Source organism: Campylobacter showae CSUNSWCD, assembly GCF_000313615.1.
In the GTDB taxonomy this organism is placed as follows: Bacteria; Campylobacterota; Campylobacteria; order Campylobacterales; family Campylobacteraceae; genus Campylobacter_A; species Campylobacter_A showae_A.
Map to the genome: position 1 here is coordinate 149,014 of NZ_AMZQ01000001.1, position 15,745 is coordinate 164,758.

Consider the following 15,745-nt stretch of genomic DNA (forward strand, 5'->3'; position numbering starts at 1 on the left):
TTTTAGGTAAAAGGCTTTTTAGCTTTCGTCTGATAAAATGCAAGTAAAATTTGAAATCAAGGAGAAAAAATGAAATTTAGCGGAAAAAACGTGCTAATCACCGGTGCAAGTCGCGGTATCGGCGCGCAGATAGCCAAAACTCTAGCGCAAATGGGACTAAAAGTGTGGATAAACTACCGCTCAAAGCCAGAAATTGCCGATGCGTTGCAGGCTGAAATCATAGCAAACGGCGGACAGGCTGCGGTGGTAAAATTTGACGCGACGGACGAGGATGAGTTTATAAAAGCGATAAATTTGATCGTGGACGCCGACGGCGAGCTGGGCTACCTCGTAAATAATGCCGGTATCACGAACGACAAGCTCGCGCTTCGCATGAAAACAGAGGATTTTACTAGCGTGATAGGCGCAAATTTGACTTCGGCCTTTATCGGATGCCGCGAGGCGCTAAAAGTAATGAGTAAAAAACGCTTCGGCGCCGTCGTAAACGTGGCTTCGATTGTGGGCGAGATGGGTAATGCCGGACAGGCAAACTACGCTGCGAGCAAGGGCGGAATGATCGCGATGAACAAAAGCTTCGCCAAAGAAGGCGCAGCTAGAAACGTGCGCTTTAACTGCGTTACGCCGGGCTTTATTGAGACTGATATGACGAGCGAGCTAAGCGACGAGATCAAAAAAACCTACAGCGACAACATCCCGCTAAAACGCTTCGGAAGCGCTAGCGAAGTGGCCGCAGCTGTGGCGTTTTTGCTAAGCGATCACGCTAGCTACGTCACGGGCGAGACGCTAAAGATCAACGGCGGACTATATATGTAAGCGCGCAAATTTTGCGTTTTTGCGAAAGTTTAAGCTAAAATATATTAAAATCACGAAATTTTTATTTTTAGGAGAAGAAAATGGCAATATTTGAGGACGTAAGAGACGTAGTAGTTGAGCAACTAAGCGTAGCTCCGGATGCGGTAAAGCTTGAGTCTAAGATTATCGAGGATTTGGGAGCAGACTCGCTTGACGTAGTTGAGCTGGTTATGGCTCTTGAGGAGAAATTTGAGGTAGAGATACCTGATAGCGACGCTGAGAAGCTGATCACTATAAACGACGTCGTAAGCTATATCGAGAAACTAAACAAATAAGTTTTTGCAAGGAGAGATCTTGAAAAGAGTCGTAGTAACCGGAATTGGGATGATCAATGCTTTAGGGCTCGACAAAGATAGTTCATTTAAGGCTATCTGCGAAGGTAAAACCGGCGTAAAAAAGATAACTTCTTTTGACGCGAGCGATTTTCCAGTTCAGATTGCTGCCGAGATAACGGACTTTGACCCGCTTAGCGTTATGGACGCTAAGGAGGTCAAAAAGGTCGATAGATTTATCCAGCTTGGAATAAAAGCTGCTAAAGAGGCTATGGCTGATGCAAATTTCGGCGAATTCGACGCTGAAAATTTCGGCGTTAGCTCTGCTGCCGGCATAGGCGGTTTGCCTAATATCGAAAAAAACTCCAATATCTTACTTGGAAAAGGCTCAAGACGAATTTCTCCGTTTTTTATACCTTCTGCACTAGTAAATATGCTGGGCGGCATAGTTTCGATAGAGCACGGCTTAAAAGGGCCCAATATCTCTAGCGTAACGGCATGCGCGGCGTCTACTCACGCTATCATTGAGGCTGCTAAAACCATCATGATAGGCGAAGCGCAAAAGATGCTAGTCGTAGGCTCAGAGTCTACGGTTTGCGGCGTAGGTATCGGCGGATTTGCGGCTATGAAAGCACTTTCTACTAGAAACGACGATCCGCAAACGGCATCAAGACCTTTTGATAAGGACAGAGACGGCTTTGTTATGGGCGAAGGTAGCGGTGCACTCGTACTCGAAGAGTATGAAAGCGCTAAGGCCAGAGGCGCTAAAATCTATGCTGAAGTGGTCGGTTTTGGTGAGAGTGGCGATGCATATCACATCACTTCGCCTTCGCTTGAAGGACCGCTTTCTGCGATGAAAAAAGCCTTAAAAATGGCTGGGAATTTACAGATCGACTACATCAACGCGCACGGTACTTCGACACCGACGAACGACAAAAATGAAACCGCAGCCTTGAAGGCTCTTTTTGGTAGCAATGTACCGCCGGTTAGCTCTACTAAGGGGCAAACGGGACACTGCCTAGGTGCGGCTGGCGCGATAGAAGCAGTCGTGTCTATAATGGCTATGCAAGAAGGGCTTATACCGCCTACGATAAACTATACAACAAGAGATGAGGAATGCGATCTAGACTACGTGCCAAACGTGGCTAGAAAAGCTGAGCTAAATGCCGTTATGAGCAACTCTTTTGGATTTGGCGGCACGAATGGCTCTATTATATTTAAGAAGATATAATGGCAAGTTATCTAGACTTTGAACAAGGTATCAAGCAAATAGATGATGACATCGCAAACGCGAGAATTCGCGGCGATGAACATGCGGTAGAAATTCTAAATAAAAATTTAGAAAAAGAGACCGCTAAGATTTATAAAAATCTCAACGAATTTCAACGCCTTGCTTTGGCTCGTCATCCGGATCGTCCTTACGCTATCGACTACATCAAAGGCATGATGAGGGATTTTTATGAGCTTCACGGCGATAGAGCGTATCGCGATGATGGGGCGATAGTTTGTTTTATCGGCTATATAGGCTCTAAAAAAGTCGTCGTGATAGGCGAGCAAAAGGGCAGAGGAACTAAAAATAAACTAAAAAGAAATTTTGGTATGCCTCATCCAGAGGGTTACCGCAAGGCATTGCGAATAGCTAAGATGGCTGAGAAATTTGGACTTCCTATACTGTTTTTGATCGATACTCCGGGCGCGTATCCGGGCGTTGCGGCTGAGGAGCGCGGTCAAAGCGAGGCAATCGCTAGAAATTTATTTGAATTTGCAAATTTAAAAACTCCTATGATAGCCGTCGTTATAGGCGAGGGCGGAAGCGGCGGAGCACTGGCTATAGGCGTAGCCGACAAGCTAGCCATGATGCGAAACTCTGTTTTTTCAGTTATCTCGCCAGAGGGTTGCGCGGCTATACTTTGGAACGATCCGTCAAAACAAGAGCAGGCTACGAAGGCGCTAAAAATAACCGCTGACGATCTAAAAAGCTTAGATTTGATAGATGACGTCATAGAAGAGCCGATAAATGGCGCTCACAGAGATAAAGAAACTGCTGTAAAAGCACTTGCAAGCTATTTTATAACCGAATTAGATAAGCTCGAAAAACTCAAAGTAGATGAGCTTTTAAATGCTAGAATAGCCAAAATCCTATCTGCAGGTGCATTTGAAGAAGGCAAATAACATCTCAAAATATATTCTTACAAAAAGTTTCTTGAACTTTTTGTAAGCGATTTATTTGTGTTTTTTATGTACTTAGATTTGTACGGAACATTACGTACAATATCAACAAAATCAAAACTAACCTTGTAAATTTAGCCTAGTAACTATGTATTTCAAAAAAATATCTTTATATTTAGTAGAAAATTGTAATTTACCGCAAGCAAGCGTTGAAAATATATTTTGCGTTAAATTTGAATCCAAAGACGGCTTGCTTTTGGATTATTTGTTCGGTGATTACTCAAAAATAAACATTGGCTTTCGAGTTACGCGCGTATACATAAAAATAGTGCTACTCTTTTTTGACCATCTCTTTTGTTGGTTGTGCGGCAAATTTTATATTACTAAACGGGTAAATGCCGCTTTATGCCTATGCTAATAGAATTATCAAAATTTGATGTAATTTTATGGCTTTTCTGATTGTAATAAAGGGTTTCTATTTTAAGATTTTTCCATATTCTATAGTTTTTGGACTTAATTTACCAGCTTATTACTGGTGTTATTTTGCACTTTGGTTATTCGTCACCGCAAAACACATTAAATCACCTTGGCCAAGCAAGCCACTAAAGTAAGTGAATCCAATATGTTTAAAGAAGAACAACCATACTTGCGCGGGTTTTGGATGGTTTAAAGACGCGTGTAGATGTCGGAGCTTAGATGCAACTAAATAACTATTCGGTATGACCGCAAACTGCAGTCATCCAAAGGCGCGCAGGTCTCAAAATACAACTGCTTGCAAAAATGTTTCCTTTAATGCTAGCATGCCAAAATATAGCTAGCTACGAAATACTGTCTTTAAAGAAACAAAGCTTTCAAACAGACTGCTTAGAACCACGGACTTTCAGTAAATATAGCTATCTAAAATCGCTACTTTTCAATCAACAAAGCTTTAAAATTAGCTTGCAAGCAAAAACTGATTTTTAGGCTGCAAAATCTCAAATTTTAAAAATTCGCCAAAACGACATTCAAAGGCTCGCAAAAATACCCGCCCTAAATATCCATCGCCGAGATAAATTTGACTATGCGCGGCGAGTCGCTACCGAAAAACTCCTCTGCGCCGCCGTCAAATGCGATCTTGCCGTCATCTAAAAATAAAATCCTATCCGCGACTTTGCGAGCAAAATTCATATTATGCGTGACGATGACGAGGGGTTTTTCTCTTTGGCTAGCGCTATTACGACCTTAAAAACCTCGGCCTCCAGCTCGGGATCAAGCGCGCTAGTTGGTTCGTCTAGTAGCAAAAACGCCGGATCCATCGCAAGAGCTCGCGCGATCGCCGTTCGTTGGCATTGGCCGCCCGAGAGCCTATTTGGATAGGCGTTTTCTTTCTGGCTGAGTCCGACCTTATTTAGCAGTTCGCGAGCCTTATTTATCGCGCTTTGTTTGTCTATGCCAAGCACCTGTGTCGGCCCCTCGATGACGTTTTGCAGCACCGTTAAATGCGGAAAAAGATTAAAGCTTTGAAACACCATGCCCGTATGACGGCGAAAGGACAGCAGCTCTTTTTGCGATATTTTATTTGCGAAATTTAGCCTCTGCCCGTCTAGCTCCAGCTCGCCTTTTTGCGGGATTTCGAGCAAATTTATGCAGCGCAGCAGGGTTGATTTGCCAGATCCTGATGAGCCCACTATCACGGTCGTTTGGCCTTCGTAGATTTGCACGCTTATGTCATTTAGCACCGTATGATCGCCAAATGCCTTGGTTAAATTCGTAAATTTTATCATCACACGTACCTCGAGACTGATTTTTCGAGCTTTGCTTGTAGCCAGGTTAGAGCCGTGCAGACGGCTAGGTAGATGAGGGCGGCCAGAACGTAGAGTAGTAGCGGCTCAAAGGTGCGCGCGGCGATACGCTGAGCGACCATAAACATATCTACCATCGTGATGGACGCGGCTAGCGAGGTGTCCTTGACTAGGCCGATAAAGGTGTTTGATAGCGGCGGCAGCGATATCCTCACGGCTTGGGGCGCGATGATGCGCCGTAAAATTTGCGCCTGCGTCATGCCTAGCGACATCGCGGCCTCCCACTGTCCTCGCGGCACCGATAGGATCGAGGCTCGCACGGACTCGGACGCGTAGGCGCCGACGTTTAGGCTAAAGGCGATGACGGCTGCGGTCCAGGTCTCAAGCGTAACGCCGACCGCCGGAAGCCCGTAAAACACGATAAAAAGCTGTACTAGTAGCGGCGTACCGCGAAATATCCAAACGTAAGCGCCAAATATCAAGCGCAAAATTTTCACCCCGCTAAGCCTTGCTATCGCCGTAACTATAGCGATAGTCAGTCCGCAGGCGAAGGATATCAGCGTGAGGGGTATCGTGATCTTTGCGAGTGCGACTAGCATCGGCAGCGTCGAGCTTGAGAGGATTTCTATTATGCGGTTTATGCGATCTATGTCCAAATTTTACCTCCGTTATTTTACGTCAAATTTGAGCTTAAATTTAGCGCTCGCGAGCTTTTTGCTCGTCAAATTTGCCGTCAAATTTTAAAACAGCAAGTTATATTTGCGGGCTTAAATTTGTAAATTTAGCCCGACTCCAAATTTGAGCTCAAATTTGACGCGGCGGCTTATTTGCCGCCAACTTTGCGTCTAAATTTTAAGCGGCGATTAAACCTGGATGCGTAAATTTTAAATTTGCAAATTTAAAATCCGCCCGTTCCGCCCGTCGCTTTTTGGTTTATTCTGAAATATCTTTACCGAAATATTTCAACGAAATCTCTTTTAGCTTGCCTTCGGCTCGTAGCTCGTTTAGGGCCTTGTTTATCGCTTCCAGTAGCTCGGCGTTGCCTTTATGTACGATCGCAGCAGTGTACATCGGATCCTCGCCTGCTTCTATCAGCTTTATAGGCGCTTTTGGGTGTTGCTTTTTGTAGTCGTAGAACATCACGGCGTCGTCTATCGTATCGTCGGCGCGCTTGGTGATTATGAGATTTATCTGGTCGCTTAGGCTATCGGCTACGACGAGCTTTGCGCCGTATTTTTCGACGGTTGGGATCCACATGCTATTTACCGAGTGCGTCGAGCGCTTGCCCTTTAGATCGGCGAAGCTCTTGATGTCGTCGTTATCCTCGTGCACGATGATTGCCGAGTACTAGGTCATGTACGGCACGGAGTAGTCGTACTTTTTCTTGCGCTCTTCGGTGATGCTTACTTGGTTAAACACGGTGTCCGCCTTGCCCGCGTCAAATGCTGCTATCATCGCGTCCCAAGAGGCTTCGACGAATTTCGGCTTTAGGGCTAGTTTATCGGCGACAGCCCTTGCGATCTCGACGTCGTAGCCCATCAGCTCGTCTTTTTCGTTATGAAACGAAAACGGCGAATACACTCCCTCGGTCGCGATAGTGATCACGCCGTCTTTTTTGATCTGCTCAAGCGATTTCGCGCTGGCTAAATTTAAACAAACGGCAATCGCCGCACCTAGTTTTAAAATTTGTCTTAGCTTCATGCTAACTCCTTTTGTGAAATTTGAAAATATAACCTTAAAAATCGCGATCGCGATATAAATTTAAATTTGACAGACAGATAAAAAGAGCCGACAAACCCGCCGCAAAGCAAGCCCTATCCCTCGCAAAGCTTGCCGCATGCGTCGGCGCGGCATCTACTGCAGTGAGTCATTTGATGAATGGAGCCGCCGATGAGCTTTCGCATGCTGCGAATTTCTTCGTTTGATGGCGATTTGATATTTGCAAAAGGGGTGTCATGCACGGGTATCATCGCCATGCAGTTCATGATATCGGCTTGCCACTCTTTGGCCTTTTTCGCGATTTCGGGGACGTGATTCATATTGACGCCCGGGATTACGACCGTATTGATCTTTACGATCATGCGAGCTTCTTTTAGCTTGCGGATTCCTGCCTCTTGGCGCTCCGCAAGAATTTTAGCACCATCCTCGCCGTGGTAAATTTTGTTTTTGTGGCGCACCCACGCATAAATTTTGCCGCCCACTTCGGGTGTTACGGCATTAACGGTCACCGTTACGTGGCTCACGCCGATTCGCACGATATCATCCACGTGCTCGGGCAGGGATAGGCCGTTTGTGGATAGGCAAAGTAGGGCGTGGGGGAAGCGGACTTTGCATTTTTCAAAGGTCGCTAGGGTTTTGTCGGCATCGCACATAGGATCTCCTGGCCCTGCGATGCCGATGACTGAGATATCTTGTCTAAATTTAAATAGATTTTCCACGTATAGCGCGGCCTCATCTGGGCTTTGCACCCTCCCCGTTACGCTCGGACGATTTTCGTTGGCGCAGTCGTAGATGCGGTTGCAAAAATTGCATTGGATATTGCAATGCGGCGCTACGGGAAGATGCACGCGCCCGTAGGCGGCGGACGCTTTTTTGCTAAAGCAGGGGTGGTTGTCAAAGGAGGGCCTGGCGAAAAAATTCATCAATCTTTTTTCCTTCCGAATTTGATGGCGTCCGCGTGGCAAACATCCATACAATCGCCGCAGTTCGTGCAGTTCATCTCGTCCGGTCTCGTGCCCATCTCGCATTTGCGCAAACAGGCGTTGCAGTTATCGCAGGCATCTGTTTTATAAACGCGAAATATTGAAATTTTACGCAGCAGCTCCATTATGCCGCCGCTAGGACAGGCGAAGCGGCACCATAAATTTGCTACGATCAAAGACGCGGCGATAAGAGCTACGACGACGGCAGTGCGAACCGCCCAGTACCAGTCGGAAAATTTAAAGGACATGATAACGGCGTTGAGATACTCGTCGCTGGTGCGGATAGGGATCATAACGCGAGGATTGCCGTAGATAAAATATACGCCCGCGCTAAGCAAAACGGCTAGGACCATGCCTATTTGCGCATATCGTAGCTTCTTATTGTTTTTTAGCTTGAGCTTAAAAGCGGCAAATTTTCCCAGCATTTGATTTACGAATCCGCCCGGGCAAAGCCAGCCGCAAAAGGCGCGCCCGAGGAAAATAACCAGCACTGGGATAAATAGCCAAAAGCCGAAAAACACGGTCGCGATCCGCCCCCAGCACGTAACGATCGGACAGGATTGGCAGTTTACGAAAGGCACGATAAATGGGCATCTAAAAATCCCGTAATACGCCCATTGCCCGATCGCGCCGATAAAAATCAGCTGCACCAAGCGACGAATTTTAGTTAGCCTAGAGACTTTTTTCATCTTTGCCATATTTACGATACTAAACATCTTTTACACCAAACCTTTCTATGAGTTCAAGCCCGCGCGCCGAATGGATGGAGGTAAAGCCGTGCCGCTCGAAAATTTCCTGCCCGTCCGAGCAGACGAAGTCCGCAAAATCATCGGCAAGCTTCTCGTCTTTTACGTATTTCATGATATTTAGCGTAAAGGTAAGCGGCCCCGGCGGGATGAGTTTCTCGTCGATAGGCATGTATTCGATCCTGTCTTTAAACCTATCGTGCGTCGTTAGGCGCTTTTCGATTATGGACGCATCGCCCTTGCCATCTACCAGATCGCACATCATCTGGATGACCATGAGCCGTTGGCAATCATATTTTTCATAACGGGCCCCGTGAGACCTGAATTTTTCAAAATTCCCTTTACCGGTCCGCTACCCGGAGGCGAAGCCCTTAGCGGCAGCATCACCCGCACGCCGGGTTCCGCTAGATCCTTTAGATCGCGAATGCCCGCGGGATTTCCCTTTGGCACCACTAAAACGTAGTCGGTAAAACATAGCGGTCTAAAGCGAAGGCTAAGCCCCGCCTTACGCAGTTTTTGGCTTAGCTCTAAAACGCGGGCGCCGAAAACCTCCGTCTTGCCCTGCAAGGCCAGTAGCGACTTCCCGAGCGCTCCCGCAAAGGCGCCGGTGTACTGGATGTTATGCCGCGTTTTGGACTCATAAACGGCGTTTAGCTCGTTAAATGCTTCAGACAATCCTCCGCACGACCAAACCTGCAGCGAATCGGGCTTAAACGGCGTATAGCCAGCGAGCATCGCTTCAGGTCCTGCGATAGCGGCTGCCGCCAAAGCTCCTTTTAAAAAGCCGCGACGAGATTCGTCTATCTCTTTAAATTTCATGCAATCTCTCCTTTCTTTGGATTGTTAAATTTACAAGGCTCTTTTATTTTAAAATTTAGAGCGACCCAGCTTAAAGCAGTTCTATAAACGCTTCTAGGCGCGTTCGAATTTGCCCGACGTCCTTGCTTGGAGTAGTCCGTCTCCAAGCTCATATAGTTCGCTCCCGCTTCGCGGCTCGCCTCTTTGATCCTGTTCGTCTCGATCGCGTAGGTGTGACAGCCGCTTAGCACGACGTCGATGACGCCGTGGGCTTGATATTCGCGGATAAATTCCTTGATAATATCGCCTCTGGCGTCGTTTTGATACATCACCGAACATGGAATTTTAAGGTAGCGCTCGGCGATATTTGCGACCAGATCGCCCTCTAGCTCTACGTTATTTTGATAGTTTTTCGTGCCCGTGCAGTTTTCAAAGGCCACCACGTCCGCGCCTAGCTCCTCGATCTGCTTTACGACCTTTTCGTAGATGCCCCCGCTTGGACAGCCGGTGATGATGATGCGCTTTTTGCGTTTGGCGCCACTCATGTCTTTTTCGCGCAGAGCCTTGACGTAGGAGCGTAGCATGCGTATCTTTTCGCTTTTGTCGTAGATGTAGTCGCTCGCAAATAGCACCTGATGCATCTCGCTGCCGCTAATCGGGCTTGGATTTAGCTTGCCAAGCTCCATTAGCTCGTTTAGCGCGTCTCGCTCCTCGTTAAAAATCTCTATCGTCTCTTTTAGTTTTTCGTCCGTTATTTGCGTGCCGAAACGCTGCTCCAAATAGCCTTTAAACTCCCGTAGCTCCTGCGTCCAAAGCTCCAAACTGCGTTTATTTGTCATATTTGGCAGCTCTAAAACGCGGACTTCTTTGTGTTTTGCTAGCAGCTCGTACATCTTTTTCTTGCCGTCGCAGGTTGTCTCGCCGACTACTACGTCGCTGGCGTTCATATAGGGGCATTTTTTCGTTAGCGCGTAGCCGTAGCTTGCCTTGATTAGTGGGCAAAGATTACGCGGAAGCTCGGCGTGAGCGGCGTTTATCGGCCCTTCGTCCGAGGCGCACAGGCTAACTGGTACCGCGCCCGCGGCGTAAATGAGCTCCTTTGGCGAATATGTACAAAACGTCCCCACGACACTCATTCCTTCGGCTTTTAGATCCTGGAGCGCCATAGAATTTCGCTTTTTAAGCTCCGCAAAATCATACCTCATCTTTTCTCCTTTTTCCCATTATCGCAGCGCCTATCGCGCCGCAGTAGATTGCGTTTTCGTGAGTAAAAATTTCAGCCCCCAGATGCTCGCCTAGAAGCTGTTTGAAGAGCGGCACGTTGCTAAGCCCGCCGCTTAAAAAGTAAATTTGATTTTCCAACCGTTTGATGAGAGCGGCGACCTTGTGCGCCGATGAGTCCACGATGGCATAGGCGATCTCGCTCGTTTCGGCTCCGTTTGCGCTTAGCGAGACGATCTCGCTCTCGGCAAAAACAGTGCAGGTCGAGCTTAGTTTGATAGCAGGATTTTTGCGGGCGGTTTTGTAAATTTCGCTTAGCTCTAGCTCCAGACGGCCCGCGCTGATCTCTAAAAATTTGCCCGTGCCCGCCGAGCACTTGTCGTTCATGATAAAATCCGTGGGCTTGGCGTTTTCGATCCTGATCGCCTTTGTATCCTGCCCGCCCACGTCGATGACGGTGCAATCAGGCTCAAACAAAAAGTGCGCTCCAAGGCCGTGGCATAAAATTTCGCTCATGCTAAGCTGCGCGTAGTCCACGCTGACGCGTCCGTAGCCCGTAGCCGTCACGAAAGCCCTCGCCGTAGCCTTTTTACTCTAAAACTTCCTTGATCTGCCGCGCGACTCTAACCGCGCTAAAGCCGCTTGGTAGCAAAAACAGCTCGCAAAATTTGCCACGTTCATCCATAACGGCGACCTTTGACGACGCCCCGCCGATGTCGATACCGATAAAATGCATACTTTGATCCCTAAAAAATCTTTCCGACACGCGGAACTTTGTTAAATTTGAGCGCAAATTTGAGCTCTAGTTTGTGTAAATTTGCAGAAATCGTGAATGAATATAAATTTATGCAAATGTAAATCGCAACTGCGATCTGCTTTGGTTGAAATTATAGCCAAAATCGGACGTAAAAAGCGAGGGAAATTTGAAAAGAGTATTATTTTGTGCGTAAATTTAGAGCTTTGAACGCACGGATTGGATTAAAATTGAGCTATGAAGTTTATCAAAAAGCGCAGAATTTGACGGCGGATTTTCAATTTGATCGGGCTATAAATTTAAATTTTCGAGTTAAATTTACGCGGTCAAATTTATCCGCGGCGCAAATTTAAAAGCTTAAATTTGAATTTTGCATTAGCCGCTCGACCTGCTTACTCCAGTCTAAAAATACGCCTATAAATCGCGTTGTCGATATCGCCGTCATGCAAAAACTCCAAATAATCATTTCGCATCTCCTTGCTCATAGCGTAAAAAGGCGAGACGGGCAGCAGACACTCAAATAGCGACGCACCGCCGCAAAACGCGCTGCCGCCATCGCCGCCTTTAAAGTATATCGGCGCGCTTACAAGCTCGACCGGGTAAGGGTCAAAGGCGATGAATAGCCCGAATAAATTCGGCTCAAATAGCGAAAATTCCGGATTTTTGGGCTGATTAACATGCGGTAACGCTACCTTGTCGGGGCCCAGCTCGTCGCCAAAACGCCAAAGCGTGCGCGCGCCGCATCCGGCTAGGTATTCCCATTCGTCCTGGCTGGGTAGGCTAAAGCCGTTCTTGCGTAAATTCGCTTCAAGCTCCTCGTGCGTGACGTCGTCAAACAAAAACGCGCGAATTTTGCCGTCTTCGCGAATTAACTTTATCGTGCTCCAAACCGTCATTTCAGAAATATCTTTGTCTTTACCGCACAAAAAATCCTCCATCTCGCCTGCGTAAATTTTAAGCCTTTCGTCGCTTAAATCTACCTCGTACCAGCTAAGTTCGGCGGGTTTTCTTTCGGCTAACATAGCGGGGATTTTGGCATGGCGAAGTGGCGAGGTTTGTCTCGCTATGAACTCGCGCAGGCTTTGATCCTCAGGACAAAAGTCGCATTGTTTTTTAATCTCTTTTGCCGAATTTTCATCTAAAACGGCAAAATCATCCCAGCCAAGTTCGGGCTCGTCCCCCGGGATAAAAACGAACTCGCTCCCCTCAAAATCAAAAATGCCCGTCTCAAAGCTATGCTCGCCGCACGTAAATTTGCTTAAATTTAGAAATTTAAACTGCGGATATGCGGCGGATATTTTTAGCATCGCGTCTTGTTTTTCGTTGGAATTTAGCTTTTGAAATTCTGCTTTGTTTATCTTTTTTCCTTATTAAAATTTAACGCATTTTAGCGGGCTAATCTAAAAAATGTTTAAATTTAGACGAGCGGCGCGGCTCAACTCGGCTTTGAGCTAGACCGTAAGCGATAAAATAGATTCAAGTAAAAACTATTTGTGAGTTAAAAACAGGGCGAATTTAAAAATCAAAAAGAAGGATGCGAAGCGGTAAATTTAAAAAGAGCCCGGAGTCGGGCTCAAATTTTAGTGTAGGCTAGACCAAACTTTGCGTTTCCAAAGCCATCCGAAGATGCCGAAAATCAGGAAGTAAATCATCATATTTATGCCTAGACTTTCGCGCTCGGCTTTTTTAGCGTCGCCCGCTTTTGCCATGTAGGCTATGACTTTGTCCTCGCTAGCTTTATTTAGACCTACGCGAGGCATTGCTGTGCCCGGTAGCATCTTTTGCGTGTCGTTTATAAATTTATGCAGATAATCATCGCCTTTTGAGCGGATCATCATCGATAAATCAGGCGGGTTTGAGCCCATATAGGCGGCTAAATTTACACGGTTGGTTAGCGTGTATTTGTTTTCGTACTTCATGTCGTGGCATCTTTGACATGCGTCGCGAAATACCTGTTCGTCGCTAACTTCTTTAGGTGCGATAGACTTTAGATACGCGACTATATCAGCGATCTCGGCATTTGGATCTTCTCCGCCCGCTCCGAAAAAGGCCGGCATCGGATAAGGCTTTTCGTCGTTAAATTTATGCGTTAGTTTTAGTGCCTTGGTCGGATCTTTGATAAGGGCTGCCAAGAAATGCTCGTCGTATATCGCTCCTGCAGTGCTAAGATCGGGCGGCACTACGCCGTACGCTTCGCTAAGTTCAGCAGCGCTCATAGCTGTCGGCATACCCGCAGCCTCGACTCCGTGACAGCCTGCGCAGCCAGCATTTGCAAAGGTTTCTGAGCCTTTAGTCGCGTCGCCTTTGGCTAAATTTATAGCCTTTATATCGTTCCAAAACGCAGTGTAGTCTTCGAGAGATTTTTGTGCCTCTTCGAGATCTTTTTGCGCTCCGGCGACTTTTTTCTCGTCATTCAGAGCTTTTGTCGCATCAAGTGCTTTTTGTCTAGCTTCTACTACGGATTTGGCTTGATTTATATCCTCGGCGCCAAAGTCGTAATCGGCCGCGCCGACGTGCGGATGCATGACGTTATGCGCGTAAGGCTCGATACCCCAGTATGTTACGCCAGTTAAAATAACTACGATTATGAAAATTTTTAACTCTCTCATTTTACCGCTCCTTTTTTCTCAAGAGTCGTTATGATAGGTAAAACGACAAAAAGCAGAACGAAAAACGTAATGGTCGAGTAAAATCCTATCCATGAGTTTGAAATACCAAGTGTCACGCCGTCGGCAGGTAGCTTGCCAAATATCGTAAGCACGATCATATCGACTACTAGCAACCAGAACCATACGAAAAAGCCCTTTCTTTCGTGAGCCGGAGCCACGACGTCGCTTCTATCGTAAAGCGGCATGAAAAATAGAGCTACGCCTGCGATCGCAAACGCGATAAGGCCGATGTTGTAAGCTTTAAAGCCGAAAATATCAAAGAAAAATCCGCGTAAAATCTCATACTGCCACAAGAAATACCACTCAGGATAGATGTGCGGAGGGGTTTTTAGAGCGTTGCCCGGCTCGAAATTTATCGGATCCATCGCAAAGTTGAAATGGAAACAGACTAAATAGAAAAAGAAAATCATAAAAAAGCCGATGTACATAAAGTCTTTTGCCAAAAATCCCGGCCAAAACGGAATAACTTTAGCATTTTTCTTATCGCCGCTTAGATATTTTTCAGCCTCGATATCAAAGTCTATCTCTTCACCCGTTTCGTTATTTACGTGCGGGACGCGAAGGGTGTAAAAGTGTATCGCGACGACTGCGATCAGCACGATCGGTAGCAAGCATACGTGAAGCATGAAAAATCTCGTCAAAGTCGGATCGCTAACGGCATAGTCGCCTCTGATCCACTCGACTACCGCGTCCCCGATAACCGGGATGCCGCCGAATAAATTCGTGATAACCATCGCCGCCCAGTAGCTCATCTGACCCCAAGGTAGCATATATCCGCTAAAAGCCTCGGCTGAAAACAGGATAAAGAGCAACATACCGCTCACCCAAATCATCTCGCGACCTTTTTTATAAGAGCCGTAGTAGATCGCCGTAAAGGTATGTATGTAGATGATTAAAAACACGACCGAAGCCGCAACCGCATGTATGTGACGCCATAGCCAGCCGTACTCGACCTCTTTCATTATAGTAAAATTTACGCTGTCAAAGGCTAAATTTATATCCGGTTTGTAGTACATAACTAGCATAAATCCGGTAAAAATAAGCAAAGCAAAAAGCGTCGTGAGTATAACGCCCATCGCCCAGAGGAAGTTTATATTTTTCGGTATCCAGTATTCGCTGACGAGGACTTTCATTAGCTTGTTTAGGGCGATCCTCTGATCTAGCCAGTCTAAAACGCCAGTTGATTTTCTGATATGCATTTTTCCCTCCTTACGCTTGAGCCGTTAGTTTTTCGTATTCGGGGCTAGTCTCGCCCAAAACGAGTTTCGTACCGTCTATCTTAAACGGCGGTATGTCTAGCGGGCGTGGAGGAGGGCCGAAGGTATTTACGCCGTCTGCGTTAAATTCGCCTCCGTGACAGGCGCAAACGAAAAGTTGCTTGCCCGGTTTCCACTCCGGTATACAGCCAAGATGCGTGCAAAGCCCGATCGCCACCATATATCTAGCGCCGTCTACCACGACGTCGCGCTTGTCGTTAGGCGCCATCGAAGCGTCTTTTTTTAGGATAAATATCGGCTTTTTACGCCACTCGATCTGGCGCATCTCGCCGTCTTTCATCGGGCTAAGATCTACAGTCGTAAATCCGGCCGCCTTTACGCTAGGAAGCGGATCCCAAGTCTTTTTAACGGCTACGAGAGTCGCTGCGCCGCCGACTGCGGCTACCGCGCCAAACGCTAGACCGATAAAATCTCGTCTTTCTTGTTTTACGGACATTACTTTCCTTTCAACGGTTTTTGAAGAATAATCGAGATTATACTCTTATGAAAATTAAACTTTCATTT

General features: G+C 46.7%; 18 protein-coding genes and 1 pseudogene. 4 read left to right on the forward strand and 15 right to left on the reverse strand.

The genetic code is table 11. The features are described from left to right. Window positions 1-69: 69 nt before the first annotated feature. The 4 genes from fabG (at window position 70) to accA (ending at window position 3,296) form a co-directional block, all read left to right on the forward strand. Entirely contained in the window at window positions 70-813 is a 744-nt protein-coding gene (gene fabG, locus CSUNSWCD_RS00760) for a 3-oxoacyl-ACP reductase FabG (RefSeq protein WP_009492650.1), read from the forward strand. Between the two features lie 80 nt (window positions 814-893). Continuing rightward, window positions 894-1,127, forward strand: coding sequence for an acyl carrier protein (gene acpP, locus CSUNSWCD_RS00765; protein WP_009492652.1), 234 nt, complete (start codon window positions 894-896; stop codon window positions 1,125-1,127). Between the two features lie 19 nt (window positions 1,128-1,146). Further along, a complete protein-coding gene (locus tag CSUNSWCD_RS00770) occupies window positions 1,147-2,355 on the forward strand; it encodes a beta-ketoacyl-ACP synthase II (protein ID WP_009492654.1) in 1,209 nt (402 codons plus the stop codon). Further along, window positions 2,355-3,296, forward strand: a complete 942-nt coding sequence (gene accA, locus CSUNSWCD_RS00775; RefSeq protein WP_009492656.1) for an acetyl-CoA carboxylase carboxyl transferase subunit alpha — start codon at window positions 2,355-2,357, stop codon at window positions 3,294-3,296. The genes CSUNSWCD_RS00770 and accA overlap by 1 nt, the downstream gene beginning before the upstream one ends. 1,026 nt (window positions 3,297-4,322) lie before the next feature. Here accA and CSUNSWCD_RS11830 read toward each other — a convergent pair. The 15 genes and pseudogenes from CSUNSWCD_RS11830 to CSUNSWCD_RS00840 all read right to left on the reverse strand — a co-directional run bounded on the left by CSUNSWCD_RS11830 (window position 4,323) and on the right by CSUNSWCD_RS00840 (window position 15,677). Then, on the reverse strand, window positions 4,323-4,460 hold the full coding sequence (locus tag CSUNSWCD_RS11830) for a hypothetical protein (RefSeq protein ID WP_009492660.1): 138 nt from the start codon (window positions 4,458-4,460) through the stop codon (window positions 4,323-4,325). Continuing rightward, window positions 4,457-5,056: an amino acid ABC transporter ATP-binding protein gene (locus tag CSUNSWCD_RS00785; protein ID WP_009492662.1), complete on the reverse strand. Its 600-nt coding sequence runs from the start codon at window positions 5,054-5,056 to the stop codon at window positions 4,457-4,459. The genes CSUNSWCD_RS11830 and CSUNSWCD_RS00785 overlap by 4 nt, the downstream gene beginning before the upstream one ends. Then, the gene (locus CSUNSWCD_RS00790; protein WP_081585278.1) at window positions 5,056-5,673 is read right to left on the reverse strand and encodes an amino acid ABC transporter permease; all 618 of its coding nucleotides are present in this window, start codon (window positions 5,671-5,673) and stop codon (window positions 5,056-5,058) included. The genes CSUNSWCD_RS00785 and CSUNSWCD_RS00790 overlap by 1 nt, the downstream gene beginning before the upstream one ends. 334 nt (window positions 5,674-6,007) lie before the next feature. Continuing rightward, window positions 6,008-6,775 (reverse strand): annotated as a pseudogene (locus tag CSUNSWCD_RS00795) (transporter substrate-binding domain-containing protein). Window positions 6,776-6,888: 113 nt separating this feature from the next. Beyond that, a complete protein-coding gene (locus CSUNSWCD_RS00800) occupies window positions 6,889-7,716 on the reverse strand; it encodes a radical SAM protein (protein WP_009492674.1) in 828 nt (275 codons plus the stop codon). Beyond that, entirely contained in the window at window positions 7,716-8,492 is a 777-nt protein-coding gene (locus CSUNSWCD_RS00805) for a 4Fe-4S binding protein (RefSeq protein WP_009492676.1), read from the reverse strand. Before CSUNSWCD_RS00805 ends, CSUNSWCD_RS00800 begins: the two co-directional genes overlap by 1 nt. Then, window positions 8,485-8,787, reverse strand: coding sequence for a substrate-binding domain-containing protein (locus CSUNSWCD_RS11835; RefSeq protein WP_009492678.1), 303 nt, complete (start codon window positions 8,785-8,787; stop codon window positions 8,485-8,487). The genes CSUNSWCD_RS00805 and CSUNSWCD_RS11835 overlap by 8 nt, the downstream gene beginning before the upstream one ends. Then, window positions 8,784-9,341: a substrate-binding domain-containing protein gene (locus CSUNSWCD_RS11840; protein WP_009492680.1), complete on the reverse strand. Its 558-nt coding sequence runs from the start codon at window positions 9,339-9,341 to the stop codon at window positions 8,784-8,786. The genes CSUNSWCD_RS11835 and CSUNSWCD_RS11840 overlap by 4 nt, the downstream gene beginning before the upstream one ends. Beyond that, window positions 9,338-10,525 carry a double-cubane-cluster-containing anaerobic reductase gene (locus CSUNSWCD_RS00815; RefSeq protein WP_009492682.1) on the reverse strand — a complete coding sequence of 396 codons (1,188 nt, stop codon included), beginning with the start codon at window positions 10,523-10,525 and terminating at the stop codon, window positions 9,338-9,340. Before CSUNSWCD_RS00815 ends, CSUNSWCD_RS11840 begins: the two co-directional genes overlap by 4 nt. Continuing rightward, complete coding sequence (locus tag CSUNSWCD_RS00820) at window positions 10,515-11,108, reverse strand: acyl-CoA dehydratase activase (protein ID WP_009492684.1); 594 nt, start codon at window positions 11,106-11,108, stop codon at window positions 10,515-10,517. The genes CSUNSWCD_RS00815 and CSUNSWCD_RS00820 overlap by 11 nt, the downstream gene beginning before the upstream one ends. A gap of 22 nt (window positions 11,109-11,130) precedes the next feature. Then, window positions 11,131-11,277: a hypothetical protein gene (locus tag CSUNSWCD_RS11625; protein WP_009492686.1), complete on the reverse strand. Its 147-nt coding sequence runs from the start codon at window positions 11,275-11,277 to the stop codon at window positions 11,131-11,133. A gap of 410 nt (window positions 11,278-11,687) precedes the next feature. Beyond that, window positions 11,688-12,602: a hypothetical protein gene (locus tag CSUNSWCD_RS00825; RefSeq protein ID WP_009492692.1), complete on the reverse strand. Its 915-nt coding sequence runs from the start codon at window positions 12,600-12,602 to the stop codon at window positions 11,688-11,690. Between the two features lie 273 nt (window positions 12,603-12,875). Continuing rightward, window positions 12,876-13,904, reverse strand: coding sequence for a c-type cytochrome (locus CSUNSWCD_RS00830; protein WP_009492694.1), 1,029 nt, complete (start codon window positions 13,902-13,904; stop codon window positions 12,876-12,878). Further along, complete coding sequence (locus tag CSUNSWCD_RS00835) at window positions 13,901-15,163, reverse strand: cytochrome b (RefSeq protein ID WP_009492696.1); 1,263 nt, start codon at window positions 15,161-15,163, stop codon at window positions 13,901-13,903. Before CSUNSWCD_RS00835 ends, CSUNSWCD_RS00830 begins: the two co-directional genes overlap by 4 nt. A 10-nt stretch (window positions 15,164-15,173) precedes the next feature. Next, window positions 15,174-15,677 (reverse strand): Rieske 2Fe-2S domain-containing protein, encoded by a 504-nt coding sequence (locus tag CSUNSWCD_RS00840; RefSeq protein ID WP_009492698.1) that lies wholly within the window; start codon window positions 15,675-15,677, stop codon window positions 15,174-15,176. Window positions 15,678-15,745: the final 68 nt, after the last annotated feature.